This is a genomic window from Acinetobacter sp. H1(2024), from assembly GCF_046557555.1.
In the GTDB taxonomy this organism is placed as follows: Bacteria; Pseudomonadota; Gammaproteobacteria; order Pseudomonadales; family Moraxellaceae; genus Acinetobacter; species Acinetobacter seifertii.
On sequence record NZ_JBKGFO010000001.1, the window covers coordinates 158,519 to 174,453 of the forward strand.

Below are 15,935 nucleotides of genomic sequence, written 5' to 3' on the forward strand. Positions count from 1 at the left end.
ATAAAAACATGGCAAAGACAATTTTGATTACAGGTGCAAGCTCTGGATTAGGCGCGGGTATGGCTCATGAGTTTGCAGCCAAAGGCTATAACTTAGCAATTTGTGCACGCCGTTTAGACCGATTAGAGACTTTAAAAACTGAACTTGAAACTGAGTATGGCATTAAGGTGCTTGCAAAAAGCCTAGATGTCACCAATTACGATCAGGTCTTTGAGGTATTTCGTGCCTTTAAACAAGAATTTGGCTATTTAGACCGAATTATTGTAAATGCGGGAGTCGGAAATGGTCGTCGCATTGGTAAAGGCAATTTTGAAATTAATAAGGCAACCGCTGAAACAAACTTTATTTCTGCTTTAGCACAGTGTGAGGCAGCCATTGAAATTTTTAGAGAACAAAATGCTGGCCATTTAGTCGTCATGTCATCCATGAGTGCGATGCGTGGATTGCCAAAACACTTATCGACTTATGCGGCAAGTAAAGCTGCGGTAGCTCACTTGGCTGAAGGTATTCGTGCTGAATTATTAGATACACCAATTAAAGTTTCAACCATTTTCCCAGGTTACATTCGTACTGAAATGAACGAAGGGGCTAAACATTTACCTTTTGAAGTCGACGCCAAAACTGGATGTAAAGCTTTAGTCAAAGCTATCGAAAAACAACCTGTAAAAGCTTATGTGCCACAGTGGCCATGGTTACCCATGAGTATTGCCATGAAGGTTTTGCCTTTAAGATTGGTCAATAAATTAGGATAAAAAATACCCCCTAAAGTTTAGGGGGTAATTTTTATTTAGAATTTTTTGGTGTAATTGACAAAAAAACGGTCTTCACCAAAGTCATTGCCGTGCTTAACATTGTAATCAATACGAATATATTGCAGAGCCACGCCTTTTAAGAAGGGTTGCTGAAACGCATAGTTTAAAATCACATTCGATTCTGTTTCATGATTTTTTTCACCATTGGTTGCTTCAAAGTCATGACCGTAAACATATTTCACCATCGCATTTAGACCCGGAACATAATCTTTAAAGTCATAGCCATACATGACATGATAAGACTTTTCATCTTTTTTAAAGAATCCGGTGGCGTTCCAGTTAATGAAATAGGTTTCTGGTAAGAAACCATCTGGTAAAGGGTATGCCGATTCACCGATAATTTGTTGGTAACCCAAACCAAAGGTATGGTTTTTTACTTTAACGGTTTCAAGTAATCCAATGTTCTGCGCATCAATATCAAAAGTATTGCCATCATCTTTTGCATTGAAGTATTTAAACTTAGAGGTGAGAGCAAAAGTTGGCTGCTTCCACGTATGTTCAAGCCCAACATAATGCTTGTTATACAGATCTTCTAAATTACCGAAGTAATATTCACCCTTTAAAGACGGCGTGAATTGATAGCGCAAGTCAATGTAGTTCAGGCCATCAGATTCTTTAGTAACCCCATTTGCCGTAAAGGAAAACTTTTTAAAGTCTTCTTCATTTCTTGGAGATACTTTTTCCACTCGGCCAATTTCGGCATAAAGCTGATCTGAAAGTTGTGACTTTAAGTTGGTTCCCCAATACGATGTGAGTAACTGACGACTAGCATCTACAGCCGTTACAGGTAAATCGAGCCAGAGTTCACCGACACTTAAAAGTGTTTTGTCATAGCCCAGTTTTAAAGTCGCGCCGTATTTTAAATAGTCGGATGCTTGAGATTGCGTTTCTTTATTAAAAGGCAAAACTGTGTCAGCGACATGTTTGTCTGAACTTAAGCGCACAGCATATTGAACAGAAGCATCAGCCCCAATCGTGATTGGCTTATCTGCTATGACTAAGGGGGTATCGTGCATTTTCGACTTATAAAATAAAGATGCTGCCTGAGACCAACTGCCAGTATCTTTGAGTGCATCATTATCAAAATCGCGGTTGATATAGGCATTTTTTAAAGTGAATTTCCATTCATCCTCAGTTTGCTGATTTGGATTTGCGGCCCATGAGTTGCTGCACATCAGTAATAAAGTAGCAACAGCTAAAGTGTGCGGTTTAAAACGGTGAAATAATTCCATAATCCATTTCCCAGATGTATGCCAGTCCTCGGCACTAAATAATTTCTAATATTTAAGTACTCTCTAAGCGTCTAGATAGAGAGTACCTTTTGCAAAAGGTGAGACCTATTAATTTAATTTTTCAAGCTTCATGCTTTCACTAAAGAATTTACAGCCCTTAAAAAGCAGAATTAAAGCCAGCACACAAGACAGGCCACCCACAATAGACAAAGACGACCCCACCATTAATGGATTACCAAAAACTTTATCTGTGATAATGGCCACCAATGTTGTACCAATGCCGAGCCCAATTAAGTTACTCACCAAAAGGAAGAGGGCAGAAAGGCGTGCTCTAAATTGGTTTGGGGCTAACATTTGCAAAGCAGTTGCCGAAATGACGAGAGGAAAAGATGCAAAGAACATGGCCGGAATGAGTAAACTTACTGAAAGCCACATTTGATCAGTTTGGGTAAAAAAGGCAATTGGAACAATCAGGCCAGCAATGCCAATCACACCTGTAATCATTGGCGCATCTTGACGTCCTTTTTTAATAAACCAGTCATTTAACCAACCTGCACAAAACACGCCTAATGTATTTGCAACCAACATTATCGTGCCAAGCATATAACCTGTTTCAGTCGGCGCAAGTTGGAACTTTCGGATATAAAATGCAGGTGTCCAGCTAGTTAGGCTATAGAGTGCCATTGCATAAAAGGTAAAACCTAAATAATGACATGCAAAGGTTTTCGAATGCTTTTTAATAAACTGAAGACATTGTGAAAATTTGACTTGGTCAACTTGTCCATTTTGATTGAGCTGTTGACCTTTACGTGCTGGGTCTTTAACGGTCAGAATAAATAGCAGACCAATAATAATGCCAGGTAAACCTACTACAAAAAAGGCAATTTGCCATGCCTTGAGTGAGCCTAATAGTGGAACTTCAATGAGTGTTACGCCTTTAAGCAAATTAATGACATAACCGCCAACTAAAAAGGCGATACCACCACCTAAAAAAGCGCCAATTGAATAGATCCCGACAGCACGTCCTAGTTTGTCCTTACTAAACATGTCGCTAAACATTGAATAAGCAGCTGGAGATAAAGCAGCTTCACCCACACCGACCGCCATACGGCTCAAAAACAGTTGAATAAAGTTTTTACTTAAACCACAAGTTGCTGTTGCTAAGCTCCAAACAATAATCCCTATTGAAATTAGTTTTGGTCGTGAAAAACGATCGGCAATATAGGCTAAGGGTAAACCCATAACCGCATAAAACAGTGAGAAGGCAAGGCCATGTAACAGGCTAAATTGTGTATCTGAAAGTTGGAGATCTGCTTTGATGGGTTCAATCATCAGCGCCAGAATTTGGCGATCAATAAATGAAAATATATATGCCAACATACAAAGTGTGACGACATACCATGCATAAGCATTGCTTTTCTTTTGTATCCTTTCAACAGCGATATTACTTTGGTTCATACACTTAATCCTTATGTATAAAACGCTTAAAGAAATTGATATCTAACTTTTATTATTCCTCTGAAGTTTTCGATATTTCCCCCTTTAGATAAGAATAATAAATAGGCTAGAAATGAGTAGTTTGGTCTCGTACAGACCGGAAGAGTGTTTTTAAATCCAATTAGGAGTTAATGGGTTTTTAAATATCATGGAATTATTATTTTCTTTTTATATGTAAAATTCCATTACTTATTGAGTATGTTAGAATACCTAAAAAGTATGTTAAGTAAACAGATGGTAATAATTTATTGAATTAAGAAACTGATTTTTATTTATTTTTTAATATTAAAACTTGTTTTGATAAAGAGCAGTGAGAAAAGAAGAACTGTTTCATGCTGCTCTTGAGTGTATCGAACCCGATAACAAGTCAAATAATTAACTTGATGGCATGAGGTCAAATAATTTTTTTAACTGGTGATTTAAATTGTGAAGCTCATCTTCTGAAAAAGCATTTAGGATGCCTGCCAAGGTAACCACACTAATCTGATTAATCTGTTCAACCAGCTCGACACCTTTGGGAGTTAATTTCACCATCGAAATTCGTTCATCAGTGGTAGAAGAGTAGACTTCAACAATTCCATCTTCTACTAAGCGATATACAGCTTTTGTGGCCGTAGTTAACTTTAAGGTAGAAAGATTAGCGATATCGGTAATACTGGCTTCACCCAAAGCATTAGTACTTAAAATGATTTTACGGCGTGTATTATCAATACCTAGTTTTTTTATTGATTTTTCAATGAGTTGTGAATATTTTCCGTTAACTTGAGAAACCCAAAAAAAAGGGAAGTTTTGAATACTCGACGGTTCTTTATTAGGAAGAAATTGTTCTAAATGATCAAGCATAGCTAAGCAATAACTTAGTGAAAAAAGGGTAATCCTATTATAAACAAAATTTTGGATATTTCCTTGAGAACAAATTATAAAAAATACTTGACAATTCCATTAAATTTTCCGATATTTTAATTAATGAATAAAAATACATGGAAAAGTGAATGAATATTGTTAGCCAAAGTGTGCACAAAGGAAGTGGCAAGCTCAAGGTGATGGTCAAGGACACAATTGATATTCAAGGTCTGAAAACCATTGCTGGTAGTCGAGCTTTATTAAATATTGAACCTGCTCAAGATGATGCTGAGGTGGTTAAAAACATTTTAAAAGCTGACTGTGAAATTATTGCCAAAACAAATTTGCACGAATTAGCTTTCGGTATTACAGGCATTAACCATGCTTTTGGTACACCCATCAACCCTAAATATCCTGAACTTATTCCAGGTGGCTCTTCGAGTGGTTCGGCTGCGGCAGTTGCTGCTAAACAAGCTGACTTTACTTTAGGTACAGACACGGGCGGCTCTATCCGTATGCCCGCTGCGTGCTGCGGAGTTTTTGGATTAAAGCCAACTTTTGGCCGTGTGAGCAGAAAAGGTGTATATCCGCCGTCGAGTTCTTTAGATTGCGTTGGTCCTTTTGCAAATTCAGTCGAGATGATTGAAAAGGCTATGCAAATTATTGATCCAACTTTCAAACCTACTGAATTTACTCGTACACCAAAACTTGCGGTTTTAGATGTAAGCGCAGATGAGGTTGTTTGGAACTGTATCCATCAAGCACTTCAAAAAGCCAATTTACAGACCACTTTAGAAAAAGTTGAACATTTTGAAGCGGCTTATGACGCAGGCATGCAGATTATTAATTATGAAAATTGGCAAGCTTTTGGTGAATTAACTCAAACGGGCTTAATTGGTTCTGATGTAAATGGCCGTTTATTAAAAGCGGCACACACCACTTTAGAGCAAGTAAAACAAGCGGAAGCTGTAAAAGAGCAGCTCACCCAAGAACTCGATGCTTTATTAGAAAAATATGATGCATTGGTTCTACCGACACTTCCGCAAATTCCACCAAAAGTTTCTGAAGCTGAAAACACGGTCGCTTTTTTGAATCTTACCGGTTTAGTTCGACCATTTAATTTATCAGGTCATCCCGTTATTTCAGTGCCACTTGAAACCAGTGAAGGTTTACCTGTGGGCTTACAGATCGTATCAAAGCATCAAAAAGATGAGCAATTATGCGCTATAGCTAAATTTTGTATTGATGCAATGCAATAAATTACAAGGAGTTAGATGATGAATAAGTTGTCTAAAATGGAGTTTGCTTCTCAAGACAAAGCAGTTGACTTAGATGCTTTGTGCCAAGAAATTCGTGAGCGTGCCTGTACAGGTGAATTTGATAATCAGGCGTATGTGAGTCAAGACGTTATTGAAAAGCTTAAGCAAATCGGTGTTTACCGTGCATTGGTTCCGAAACGTTTTGGTGGTGATGAATGTTCACCACGACAGTTTTGCGAATTGATTGAAACTTTATCTAAAGCTGATGGTTCAGTCGGTTGGGTGGCAAGTTTCGGTATGAGTCCTGCGTATTTGGGAAGTTTGCCTGAAGAAACACTGAAAGAATTGTACCAAAACGGACCAGATGTGGTGTTTGCTGGAGGTATTTTTCCACCACAACCTGCCGAAATTACCGATGAAGGTGTCGTAGTTCGTGGACGTTGGAAATTCTCAAGTGGTTGTATGGGAGCTGACATTGTTGGTGTGGGGATTTCACCGCTTAAAAATAATGAAATGCAGGGCTTACCTCGCATGGCAGTGATGCCTGCAAAAGAAGCCAAAATCGAAATGACTTGGGACACCGTTGGCTTAAAAGGAACAGGAAGCCATGACTTAGTCGTCGAAGATGTATTGGTCGAAAAGAAATGGACCTTTGTCCGTGGTGAACCTTCAAAACTCAGCGAGCCATTTTTTAAATATCCGTCACTGTCTTTAGCGACTCAAGTATTAACCGTGGTGGGTATTGGGGTTGCAGCTGCTGCATTAGAAGAGTTTGAAAAATTAGCACCGGGTAAAGCATCGATTACCGGTGGGTCAGAAATTGCCAACCGCCCAGTGACTCAATATGAGTTTGCTCAAGCTGATGCAGAGTTTCAGGCTGCAAAGTCTTGGTTTTATCAAACCATGGATATTGTTTGGCATGAAATTATTGCTGGTCGTGAAGCAACTGCTGAACAAATTAGCGATATGCGTCTGGCATGTACCCATGCAACTCGAGTATGCGCCAAAGTCACCCGAAAAATGCAAATGCTTGCGGGCATGACAGCGATCTATACCAACAATCCATTTAGCCGTTTTGTAAATGACACCAACGTGGTGACCCAGCACGCCTTTATGGGCGATGCAACTTTACAAAATGCAGGCTCAATCAGTTTCGGGTTAAAACCAACCCCAGGTTATTTATAAGTTTAATTTTTAAAAGGATATTGAAATGGAAGCTAAAAAATCATTACGCGTTTTGTTCTGCATGGGTATTAACCAAAACTTTTTTGACGCAGAACCTGCTGAAGCAAAAGCAGTTTGGGCAGCGTTTGGTGAAATGTGGAATGGCATTCATGACTTACCGGGCGTACATGTTTTTGGAAATCTTGATGATGACCAAAGCATGGTTGGCCCAAGTGCTGGCTGGCCTTGGACAACGTACTTGCTTGCAGATGTCCCAGATATTGAAACAGTACATGCGGCTTGTAATTTGTTTAGAACGACGGTGGTGGGTGAAGGTCCATATAAGCTTTGGAAATATTGCAAAGTTGAAGCTCGTGTTGGGCGCGAATTGATTATCCAACGTTAAGGCGATGGCAATGAATGACAAAGTGAATTTTGCAGAAATCATAGAGCGACTAGAACAGTTAGAAGCGCACAACGCCATTCGTAATTGTCTGAACCGTTATATGGAAATCTGCGACGAGCTCAATGTAAATACAGACCTTGATGAGTTGATGAATCTTTTTGATCAAGACTGTATTTGGGAAGGTGTTGGCGAGAAATATGCCAAATCCTTTGGCCGTTATGATTCTTGGCAGTCGATTTACGACATGTTTAAAAGTTATACCCAAAAAGAATCTCACTTTGTTATGAATGCACACTTTGTAAATTCAGAACAAATTTATGTAAATCAAAATGATGCAAATGCTTCATGGCTGATGTTGCAGACTTCAACGTTCAAAGATGGCCGTAGCCACTTAAATGCAGCAAAGCTCAATGTGAAGTTTCAAAAGCAAGCAGATGGAACATGGAAAATTAAACATTTCCAAACACAGAATATTTTCAGTCGTCCCGTATCGCATTGGCACAGTGAAGCCGAATTACCGGTACCTTCCCAGGAATGACCCAGGACATATTTAAAAGGACTATTGATATGAACAGTATTATCTCGACGCATAACATTGGCACTGATTACGATGCTTTGGTTCAAAGTGACCGTGCCCATACTTCTCTTTATAAAGATGAACGCATTTTTGATGAAGAAATGGAAAAAATCTTTTATAGCACTTGGGTGTGGGTTGCGCATGCTAGCGAAATTCCAGAAGGCGGAAGCTATAAAACCATTAATATCGGTAAACAGCCTGTTGTAGTGGTGCGTGACCGTAAAAAGAAAGTCCATGTACTTTTAAACCGTTGCCGTCACCGTGCAGCAACCGTATGTGAACATAAAAAAGGAAAAACCAACAGTTTTGTATGCCCATATCACGGTTGGAGTTATGCACTTGATGGCAGTTTACGTGGCGTGCCATCTCCGGAAAGTTACGGCGATTGTTTAGATAAGTCAGAATTACCGCTGGTGAGTCTACGGGTAGAAGAATATAACGGCATGATCTTCGCTTCATTTAAAGAAGACATTCAACCGCTTGAAGAGTTCCTTGGGCCTGCGAAAAAATGGATTGACCTGTTTATGAAACAAGGTGCGGGTTATCCAATTAAAGTGTTGGGTGAACACCGTTTCCGTTTCCCGGGTAACTGGAAAATCCAGCTTGAAAATACCACCGATGCATATCACTTCCCGTTGGTACATAAGTCATTCTTAAGTTCTGTCGATGAAAAAACCGAAGAACTCTTTAACTTCGAAAACCAGCCGGGCTTTGTTGAAGACTTAGGTAATGGTCACAGTGTTATGGTGATGATTCCTGAACTGGTCGATTTAGAAGAAGACTTAATGGAGCGACCAATTCAAGAGCGTTTTGAAGACTTGGCTCAAGCTTTGCGCGACGAAGGTCATGAAGAATTAGAAGTACGCCGTATTGTTCGAGCAGTTGGTGGTTCTGGCTTTAACTTAAATTTATTCCCGAATATTGCATGTTCAATGGCGTTCTTCCGTGTGTTACAGCCAATTTCAGTTGCTGAAACAGAAATTCATCACTCGGTGATTACGATGGACGGTGGTCCGCAAATTGCCAACCAATTCCGCCTACGTTTGCATGAACATTTCCAAGGTCCATTTGGTTTTGGTACTCCAGATGACTCTGAAGCTTGGGAACGCGTACAACACGGTGCCAATGCTGGTAATGATTTATGGATCATGCTCAACCGCGGTTTACCAGGCGAAGTCAAAACTGAAGATGGCTTAAAAAGTGATGTCAGTGCTGAAACAGGTATGCGTGCAGCATATCAGCAGTGGAAAAAGATGATGAAAGCTTAAGGAGAGAGCAATGAATATGAATCTGCAATTATTAAATGAAGTCACTGCTTTCATCTGGGCTGAAGCAGATATGTTGGACCACAGTGAATACCGTGAATGGCTCAATTTATGGAATGAAAAAGGTGTTTATATCATTCCGATTGACCCAAACCTCACTGACTACGAAAACAACTTAAATTATGCCTATGACGATAATCATATGCGTACTTTACGTGTCGAGCGTCTGGAAAATGGTGAAGCAATTTCTACAGCGCCTAAGGCCAATACGGTACGTAGTGTTTCTCGTGTACGTGTTATTCAAGACCAAGATAATGAAATCGTTTTGCGTTGTGCTCAAAACTTACGTGAATTCCGTAAAGAAAACCTCAAGCATTACACAGCTGATATTACCTACCATCTAACTCGTGATGCGGCTACAGGTTTTAAGATTAACCGTAAAATCATTAATTTGGTTAATTCTACCGATACCTTAGCTGGTATTAGCTACATTCTTTAGGAGCGGTAACATGAAACAGGTTGTTTTAGTGACAGGTGCTGCTTCTGGACTCGGTAATGTCATTGCTGAATATTTTGCGAGCCAAGGCCATCAAGTGATTTTGTCAGCGAGTACGCTTGAAAAAGCCGAAAACGCCAAGGCACAAAGTCAATATGCACAACATATGTTTCCTTTGAAATTAGATATTTCGGTTGAAGCAGATTTTCATGCTGCCGTGCAATGGATTGAAGAGAAATTTTCTAAACTTGATGTGTTAATTAACAATGCCACCGTCACCAAAGCAACGCCAGTATTAGAAATTACCGCAGCTGATTTTGATTGGGTGACCCAAGTCAACCAACGCGGCACCTTCCAAGCTTGCCAAATTATTGGTCAATATATGGCTAAAAAAGGTTATGGACGCATCATTAATATGGCGTCTTTAGCAGGACAAAATGGCGGTACGGCAACAGGTGCACACTATGCGGCAACCAAAGGTGCGATTGTGACGTTAACCAAAATTTTTGCCAAAGAGTTTGCGGCAAAAGGGGTAACGGTCAATGCAGTTGCACCGGGACCGATGGAGTCTCCAATCGTTCATAGTGTGGTGCCAGACGAAAAAATGGAACAGTTCATCCAAAATATTCCGGTTAAAGCTTTAGGAAATATGCATTTTATTGCTGAAACTTGTGGGTTGCTTGCGAGTCCAAATGCGGGGTTTGTGACTGGTGCAACATGGGATATTAACGGTGGTTTATTCATGCGTTAAGCCAATAGGCTACGCATGAAAAGGGAGTTAAATCATGACTACACTTTATGATGTTGTCGTTAAAAATCGCCATGTGGAAGGTGGAAATATTGCGGTCATGGAATTTGAATCTGCAACTTCTGCAACATTGCCAAAAGTTGAAGCGGGTGCGCATATTGATGTGCACTTACCAAATGGCATGGTACGTCAGTATTCACTTTGTCAAAATCCAAATGACGAAGGTAAGTTCCGCCTTGGAATTTTACGTGACCCTGAATCACGTGGGGGTTCAGTCTCGGCTTTTGATGAAATTAAAGATGGCATGCAAATTCAGGTCAGTGAACCAAAAAATTTATTTCCACTTTTAAAAGCCAAACACAGTGTATTAATTGGCGGTGGAATTGGAATTACGCCGTTAATCACGATGGCGTATCAACTTGCACATGAAGGTGAATCATTTGAGCTTCACTACTGTGGCGCTAGCCCTCAAAACTGCGCTTTTGTTGATGAAATTAAAAATGGTGTGTTAGCACAATACACAACTTTCCATTTTAAATCTGAAGGCGCAAGCCACAGAGCATTTTTTGAATCTACCATTAAAGATATTGACCCTGAAAGTCATATTTACACCTGTGGTCCAGTAGGTTTTATGGATTGGGTGATTAACCTCGCCACAACTCACGATTTTCCTGAGCAGCAAATCCACAAAGAGTATTTCCAAGTCGAAACTGACACGTCAGGAGATTCATTTGAGGTGGTGGCTGAACGTAGCGGAAAAATCATTATGGTCGAAGCTGGCGAAACCATTTTGCAGGCTTTGGCTAAAGAAGGCATCGACATTGAAATGTCTTGCGAGCAAGGCGTATGCGGAACCTGTATGTGCGATGTAATTGAAGGTGAACCTGATCATCGAGATGTTTATTTTACTGACGAAGAAAAAGCCAGCAATGAACAAATATTGGTGTGTTGTTCGCGCTCTAAAACACCGAGATTAGTTTTAGATATCTAATGCTCTCGCGATTTATATGGATGTAAGAGAAGGTTTAGGAGAAAGATGATGAATGTATTACAACAAATAGATGAGTTTACGGTTGATCCACTACAGTTCCGACGGGCATTAGGAAATTTTGCAACAGGCGTTACCATTGTTACCGCACAAAATGCACAAGGTGAGAAAGTTGGTGTAACTGCAAATAGTTTTAACTCGGTATCGCTCGACCCACCACTTATTTTGTGGAGTATTGATAAAAAATCGTCAAGTTTTTCAGTATTTGAAGACGCGACACATTTTGCAGTTAATATTTTATCAGGCACGCAAATTGAGCTATCTAATAAGTTTTCGAGACGTAATATTGATAAATTTGCAGACACCAATTTTCAACTTGGTGCAGGACGTGCACCCATTTTAGAAAATTGCTCTGCGGTGTTTGAGTGCGAACGCTATCAAGTGATTGAAGGCGGTGACCACTGGATTATTGTTGGCAAAGTGGTTCGTTTCCATGACCAAGGCCGAAGCCCGTTGGTCTACCATCAAGGCGCATATTCTTGTGTCATGCCGCATCCGAGCCTTCAAGTTAAGCAAACTGAAGATAACGGCGTAGACCAAACACATTATGGGCACTTATATAATAATGTTTGCTATTTGATGAGCCGTGCTTTTAAAGCGTATCAAACTGACTATATTCCTAAGCAAATGGCTTCGGGTTTCCGGACCAGTGAATCACGTCTTTTGCTCGTTTTAGCCAGTGGTACTGCTTCAAGTAAGGAAGATTTACCGCGCGATATTGCTATGCCAATGCAGGAAGTTGAAAGATCAGCTGAAATTCTAAAATTTGAAGGTTTATTGGTTGATCACGATAATTTGTATGCACTGACGGAAAAGGGTAAACAAACGGCACAGTATTTGTTTGATATTGCCGATAGCCACCAAAATGAAGTGTTTAAAAAATATTCTGAGGAACAAAAGGATATTTTTATTACCATGCTGCGAGATTTTGCAGGAGTAGCATAAGTCCCATTAAGCTGATAAATTGAATTGATTTATCAGCTTCTTTACATCTAGCTGACTATCATCAAAACAATTCCAAGGATAAGGAATTTTTGGCACACAATTTGTTTATTAATAAAACAAGATTGTAAAAAGCCAAGACAGTGCACCATCACAAACGCAAAATTTTGAGCGGTTGCACATGTATAGAGAGGTAAGGGATGAACCAATATGTAAGCGATGCATTACTCACATGGACGCACCATATAAAAAGTGTGTGCGGCAATTTTGAAACCGATTTTGACGGAACCCGTAATTTATTCATTGGTGAAGTTCAGTGCTTTTTATTGGGCGATACCGAAATTGCTTTTATCAAAAACAATGCCAATAAAATTGTCCGAAAGGCCGATGAAATCGATCGAGTGAATAATCGTTTTTGTTTTTTGATTTTGCAGTATTCGGGAAAAATGCTGCTTGAGTATAAAAATGAAACCTTAAGCCTAAATGAAGGCGATATTGTGTTGGTCGACCCAGTCGAAACAATTTCGATGTATCCGCAAGGTTTGGTAAGTCAGATTTCAGTACACCTCTCGCGTGAAAAATTACTTAAAGAAAATATTAGTACTGAATATTTTGGAAAACTGATTACGCAAAATATGAGTGGTTTTTTACTCAAGAATATTTTGAAAAATATGTCTGCTGAAAACATCAAACTTTGGTACGCAACCGAAGACGGTAATGCTTTTGAAGATGCACTGATAGCCTTAATCAAACCGACAATTAATTATAAAAATATTAATAGCTCAAATAATCTAATGGAAAAAGCTGAGCGTTATATTATAGAAAACTTAGCAAAACCTGACTTAACCCCTAAATTAATTGCAGAGCACATTGGGGTGTCGCTACGTCATCTTTACCGTCTATTTCTTCAAGAAAATTTATCTATTAACAAATATATACAGCTCAAACGCCTAGAAAAAGTCAAAGCAGATTTGCTTGATAAAAGAAATAAACAAAGCTCAATTACCCAAGTTGCCTTGAAATGGGGTTTTTGGGACGGTGCTCATTTTTCAAAAATCTTTAAAAAGACTTATGGTATTTCTCCTAAAGAATTTAGAGAGGGTATGTCGGTTTAATTCTTTCATCTCTCAATGTCATTTTTAGACAAATCCGACGTCATTCTTGAACAAGCTAGCCCTATGTAACTGTGTTGAAATTAAATTCATTAGAGCAGGTTAGATAAGCTTAATAACCATAAAACTATTAAGTTGGTCTAATAAATTTCACTCACAGGAAGTGCATTTTAACTATCTGATTCAGATAGTTCAGGGATAGATGAAAAGGATGAACCCAATGCGTAAACAACGATTATTGAATGACATACAAAAAATACTGGCACTTAACTTATCAATCGCTGCAAGCTTTTGGGGACTCAATACTCAAGCGTTTGCGCATGGTGGCAAGGCCGAAATGGTCTCACTTTATCAAAACATGAGTGAGCAAGGTGCTAAAGTTGTCAAAGACGATTTTACCAATACTTATATGATTACCAAAGGCTCTATCGTGGTAAGAGCCAAACCCAATTCAGATCAGGTTTTGATAAATGGCAAACCTTTCAAGCTCAGCGTGCCTTTATTAATTAAAGAGGGTAAACCTGTTATTGGAAAAGATTTTTTTAATGAAGTATTCCAGTCTGGGTTAGATCAAACCTTTAAAGTTGAAAATACTTTTCATCCGCTCAACAGTTTAAATTCTGACGAAATTAAAAAAACATTTGATGTGATTAACCGCTCGAAATATGCCTATAAAAATATGCGTTTTGCCGAGTTAAAGCTTAAAGAGCCTGAAAAAGCAAAAGTTTGGGATTACTTTATTAATCACAAAGAATTTAAAGAAGATCGTATTGCCTCATTTATTTTATTAAAGGGTAGTCAAGCGATTGAAGGTGAAGTTAATCTTAACACTCAACAAGTTACCAAATGGAATGTCCTTAAAGACACTCATGGAATGGTGCTGCTCGATAATTTTGAAGCCGTACAGCGTGTAATTGAGACGAGTAAAGAATATCAAGACGCGTTACGCAAACGTGGCATTAGTGATGTGAAGAAAGTGATTGCTACACCACTAACTGTTGGATATTTTGGCGGTAAAGATGGACTTGATAAACAACTCAATATATTAAAAGTTGTCGCTTACCTAGATGTAGGGGATGGTAACTACTGGGCACATCCTATTGAAAATTTAGTTGCTGTAGTTGATTTAGATAAAGAAAAAATTATTAAGATTGAAGAAGGCGCGATCATTCCTGTGCCAATGGCAAATCGACCTTATATGTCGAATAAGCCCGTAGCAAGTAAGCTAAAACCACTCAATATTACTGAACCTGAGGGTAAGAACTTTAGCATTACTGGCCAAACCATACATTGGGGGAATTGGTGTTTGCATGTGGCGTTAGACTCTCGTGTTGGCTTGCAGCTTTCAACAGTGACCTATAAAGATAAAGGTGTGAAGCGTAAAGTCATGTATGAAGGTAACTTGGGTGGAATGGTGGTTCCATATGGCGACCCTGATATTGGTTGGTACTTCAAATCTTATTTGGACTCTGGCGAATATGGGATGGGAACGCTCACATCATCTATTCTTCCTGGAACAGATGCACCCGACAACGCTGTTTTACTTGATGCCGTGATTGCAGACTATAAAGGCCAACCACAAGTAATTCCAAATGCCATTGCTGTGTTTGAACGTTATGCCGGACCTGAATATAAACATCACGAAATTTTTGGTAACCAAGATGCCAGTGAAGCACGCCGTGAACTTGTCGTGCGCTGGATTAGTACGGTTGGAAACTACGATTACATGTTTGACTGGGTATTTTCCCAAAATGGTGTAATTGGGATTAATGCGGGTGCAACCGGTATTGAAGCTGTTAAAGGCGTTAAATCACGCACCATGCATGACAGTACTGCCAAAGAAGACACCAAATATGGAACTTTAATTGACCATAATATTGTGGGCACAACGCATCAGCACATCTATAACTTCCGCTTAGATATGGATGTCGATGGTGAAAATAACAGCTTTATGCATATGGATCCTGTGGTGAAAGCCAATGACAAAGGTGGTGTTCGTACAAGCTCAATGCAAATTGACAGTAAAGTCATTACCAATGAGCAAAATGCGGCTGAAAAATTTGATCCATCCACTATTCGCTTACTCACCAATTTCAACAAGGAAAATAAATTAGGCAATCCGGTTTCTTATCAAATTATTCCTTTTGCAGGGGGAACACACCCTGTGGCGAAGGGTGCCAATTTTGCTAAAGATGAATGGTTATTTAAACGTTTGAACTTTATGGATAAGCAAATTTGGGTGACACAGTACAATCCAGATGAACGCTACCCTGAAGGGAAATATTCAAATCGCTCAACTCATGATACAGGTTTAGGCCAGTTTATTGGCAACAACGAAAATATTGAAAATAAAGACCTTGTGGTGTGGATGACAACAGGTACAACCCATGTGGCACGTGCTGAAGAATGGCCAATTATGCCGACAGAATGGGTTTATACCCTAATCAAACCTTGGAACTTCTTTGACAACACCCCGACTTTAAACTTGGGTGAAGACGAGCAAAACACGCAGCACGACCATCACTAAAGATCAT

Annotated in this window: 15 protein-coding genes; 12 read left to right on the forward strand and 3 right to left on the reverse strand. The window is 39.3% G+C overall.

The genetic code is table 11. The features are described from left to right. Positions 1 to 8 precede the first annotated feature (8 nt). Positions 9 to 752: an SDR family oxidoreductase gene (locus tag ACLCEG_RS00790; RefSeq protein ID WP_348896601.1), complete on the forward strand. Its 744-nt coding sequence runs from the start codon at positions 9 to 11 to the stop codon at positions 750 to 752. A gap of 35 nt (positions 753 to 787) precedes the next feature. Here the strand turns inward: ACLCEG_RS00790 and ACLCEG_RS00795 are convergent, their stop codons facing one another. The 3 genes from ACLCEG_RS00795 to ACLCEG_RS00805 form a co-directional block, all read right to left on the reverse strand. Beyond that, the gene (locus ACLCEG_RS00795) at positions 788 to 2,044 is read right to left on the reverse strand and encodes an OprD family outer membrane porin (protein ID WP_410565038.1); all 1,257 of its coding nucleotides are present in this window, start codon (positions 2,042 to 2,044) and stop codon (positions 788 to 790) included. Between the two features lie 108 nt (positions 2,045 to 2,152). After that, positions 2,153 to 3,502 carry a spinster family MFS transporter gene (locus tag ACLCEG_RS00800; RefSeq protein WP_410565041.1) on the reverse strand — a complete coding sequence of 450 codons (1,350 nt, stop codon included), beginning with the start codon at positions 3,500 to 3,502 and terminating at the stop codon, positions 2,153 to 2,155. 414 nt (positions 3,503 to 3,916) lie between these two features. Continuing rightward, a complete protein-coding gene (locus ACLCEG_RS00805; RefSeq protein ID WP_004701395.1) occupies positions 3,917 to 4,384 on the reverse strand; it encodes a MarR family winged helix-turn-helix transcriptional regulator in 468 nt (155 codons plus the stop codon). 149 nt (positions 4,385 to 4,533) lie between these two features. Here ACLCEG_RS00805 and ACLCEG_RS00810 point away from each other — a divergent pair, with 149 nt between their 5' ends. From ACLCEG_RS00810 to tynA, 11 genes are all read left to right on the forward strand, one after another. After that, the gene (locus tag ACLCEG_RS00810) at positions 4,534 to 5,643 is read left to right on the forward strand and encodes an amidase (protein ID WP_410565044.1); all 1,110 of its coding nucleotides are present in this window, start codon (positions 4,534 to 4,536) and stop codon (positions 5,641 to 5,643) included. A 36-nt stretch (positions 5,644 to 5,679) separates the two neighbouring features. Next, complete coding sequence (locus tag ACLCEG_RS00815; RefSeq protein WP_410566519.1) at positions 5,680 to 6,828, forward strand: acyl-CoA dehydrogenase family protein; 1,149 nt, start codon at positions 5,680 to 5,682, stop codon at positions 6,826 to 6,828. A gap of 25 nt (positions 6,829 to 6,853) precedes the next feature. Then, the gene (locus ACLCEG_RS00820) at positions 6,854 to 7,213 is read left to right on the forward strand and encodes a hypothetical protein (protein ID WP_000387554.1); all 360 of its coding nucleotides are present in this window, start codon (positions 6,854 to 6,856) and stop codon (positions 7,211 to 7,213) included. A 4-nt stretch (positions 7,214 to 7,217) separates the two neighbouring features. Next, complete coding sequence (locus ACLCEG_RS00825; protein WP_410565047.1) at positions 7,218 to 7,751, forward strand: nuclear transport factor 2 family protein; 534 nt, start codon at positions 7,218 to 7,220, stop codon at positions 7,749 to 7,751. A gap of 29 nt (positions 7,752 to 7,780) precedes the next feature. Then, entirely contained in the window at positions 7,781 to 9,058 is a 1,278-nt protein-coding gene (locus ACLCEG_RS00830) for an aromatic ring-hydroxylating oxygenase subunit alpha (protein WP_410565049.1), read from the forward strand. A 10-nt stretch (positions 9,059 to 9,068) separates the two neighbouring features. Next, the gene (locus tag ACLCEG_RS00835) at positions 9,069 to 9,554 is read left to right on the forward strand and encodes an aromatic-ring-hydroxylating dioxygenase subunit beta (RefSeq protein WP_004792056.1); all 486 of its coding nucleotides are present in this window, start codon (positions 9,069 to 9,071) and stop codon (positions 9,552 to 9,554) included. A gap of 10 nt (positions 9,555 to 9,564) precedes the next feature. Continuing rightward, complete coding sequence (locus tag ACLCEG_RS00840; RefSeq protein ID WP_410565052.1) at positions 9,565 to 10,302, forward strand: SDR family NAD(P)-dependent oxidoreductase; 738 nt, start codon at positions 9,565 to 9,567, stop codon at positions 10,300 to 10,302. Positions 10,303 to 10,336: 34 nt separating this feature from the next. Next, entirely contained in the window at positions 10,337 to 11,290 is a 954-nt protein-coding gene (locus tag ACLCEG_RS00845; RefSeq protein WP_410565054.1) for a PDR/VanB family oxidoreductase, read from the forward strand. A 45-nt stretch (positions 11,291 to 11,335) separates the two neighbouring features. Further along, positions 11,336 to 12,292, forward strand: coding sequence for a p-hydroxyphenylacetate 3-hydroxylase reductase component (locus ACLCEG_RS00850; RefSeq protein WP_410565057.1), 957 nt, complete (start codon positions 11,336 to 11,338; stop codon positions 12,290 to 12,292). A 197-nt stretch (positions 12,293 to 12,489) separates the two neighbouring features. Next, the gene (gene feaR / locus ACLCEG_RS00855; protein ID WP_004708584.1) at positions 12,490 to 13,404 is read left to right on the forward strand and encodes a transcriptional regulator FeaR; all 915 of its coding nucleotides are present in this window, start codon (positions 12,490 to 12,492) and stop codon (positions 13,402 to 13,404) included. A 208-nt stretch (positions 13,405 to 13,612) separates the two neighbouring features. Beyond that, complete coding sequence (gene tynA, locus ACLCEG_RS00860; protein WP_079393533.1) at positions 13,613 to 15,928, forward strand: primary-amine oxidase; 2,316 nt, start codon at positions 13,613 to 13,615, stop codon at positions 15,926 to 15,928. Positions 15,929 to 15,935: the final 7 nt, after the last annotated feature.

Excerpts from the sequence above, each read along its gene's own strand:
- ACLCEG_RS00830 (WP_410565049.1), top strand. The coding sequence starts at position 7,781 with ATGAACAGTATTATCTCGACGCATAACATTGGCACTGATTACGATGCT.
- tynA (WP_079393533.1), top strand. The coding sequence starts at position 13,613 with ATGAACCCAATGCGTAAACAACGATTATTGAATGACATACAAAAAATA.
- ACLCEG_RS00790 (WP_348896601.1), top strand. The coding sequence starts at position 9 with ATGGCAAAGACAATTTTGATTACAGGTGCAAGCTCTGGATTAGGCGCG.
- ACLCEG_RS00805 (WP_004701395.1), bottom strand. The coding sequence starts at position 4,384 with ATGCTTGATCATTTAGAACAATTTCTTCCTAATAAAGAACCGTCGAGT.
- ACLCEG_RS00800 (WP_410565041.1), bottom strand. The coding sequence starts at position 3,502 with ATGAACCAAAGTAATATCGCTGTTGAAAGGATACAAAAGAAAAGCAAT.
- ACLCEG_RS00825 (WP_410565047.1), top strand. The coding sequence starts at position 7,218 with ATGGCAATGAATGACAAAGTGAATTTTGCAGAAATCATAGAGCGACTA.
- ACLCEG_RS00850 (WP_410565057.1), top strand. The coding sequence starts at position 11,336 with ATGATGAATGTATTACAACAAATAGATGAGTTTACGGTTGATCCACTA.
- ACLCEG_RS00835 (WP_004792056.1), top strand. The coding sequence starts at position 9,069 with ATGAATATGAATCTGCAATTATTAAATGAAGTCACTGCTTTCATCTGG.
- feaR (WP_004708584.1), top strand. The coding sequence starts at position 12,490 with ATGAACCAATATGTAAGCGATGCATTACTCACATGGACGCACCATATA.
- ACLCEG_RS00845 (WP_410565054.1), top strand. The coding sequence starts at position 10,337 with ATGACTACACTTTATGATGTTGTCGTTAAAAATCGCCATGTGGAAGGT.
- ACLCEG_RS00815 (WP_410566519.1), top strand. The coding sequence starts at position 5,680 with ATGGAGTTTGCTTCTCAAGACAAAGCAGTTGACTTAGATGCTTTGTGC.
- ACLCEG_RS00810 (WP_410565044.1), top strand. The coding sequence starts at position 4,534 with ATGAATATTGTTAGCCAAAGTGTGCACAAAGGAAGTGGCAAGCTCAAG.
- ACLCEG_RS00795 (WP_410565038.1), bottom strand. The coding sequence starts at position 2,044 with ATGGAATTATTTCACCGTTTTAAACCGCACACTTTAGCTGTTGCTACT.
- ACLCEG_RS00840 (WP_410565052.1), top strand. The coding sequence starts at position 9,565 with ATGAAACAGGTTGTTTTAGTGACAGGTGCTGCTTCTGGACTCGGTAAT.
- ACLCEG_RS00820 (WP_000387554.1), top strand. The coding sequence starts at position 6,854 with ATGGAAGCTAAAAAATCATTACGCGTTTTGTTCTGCATGGGTATTAAC.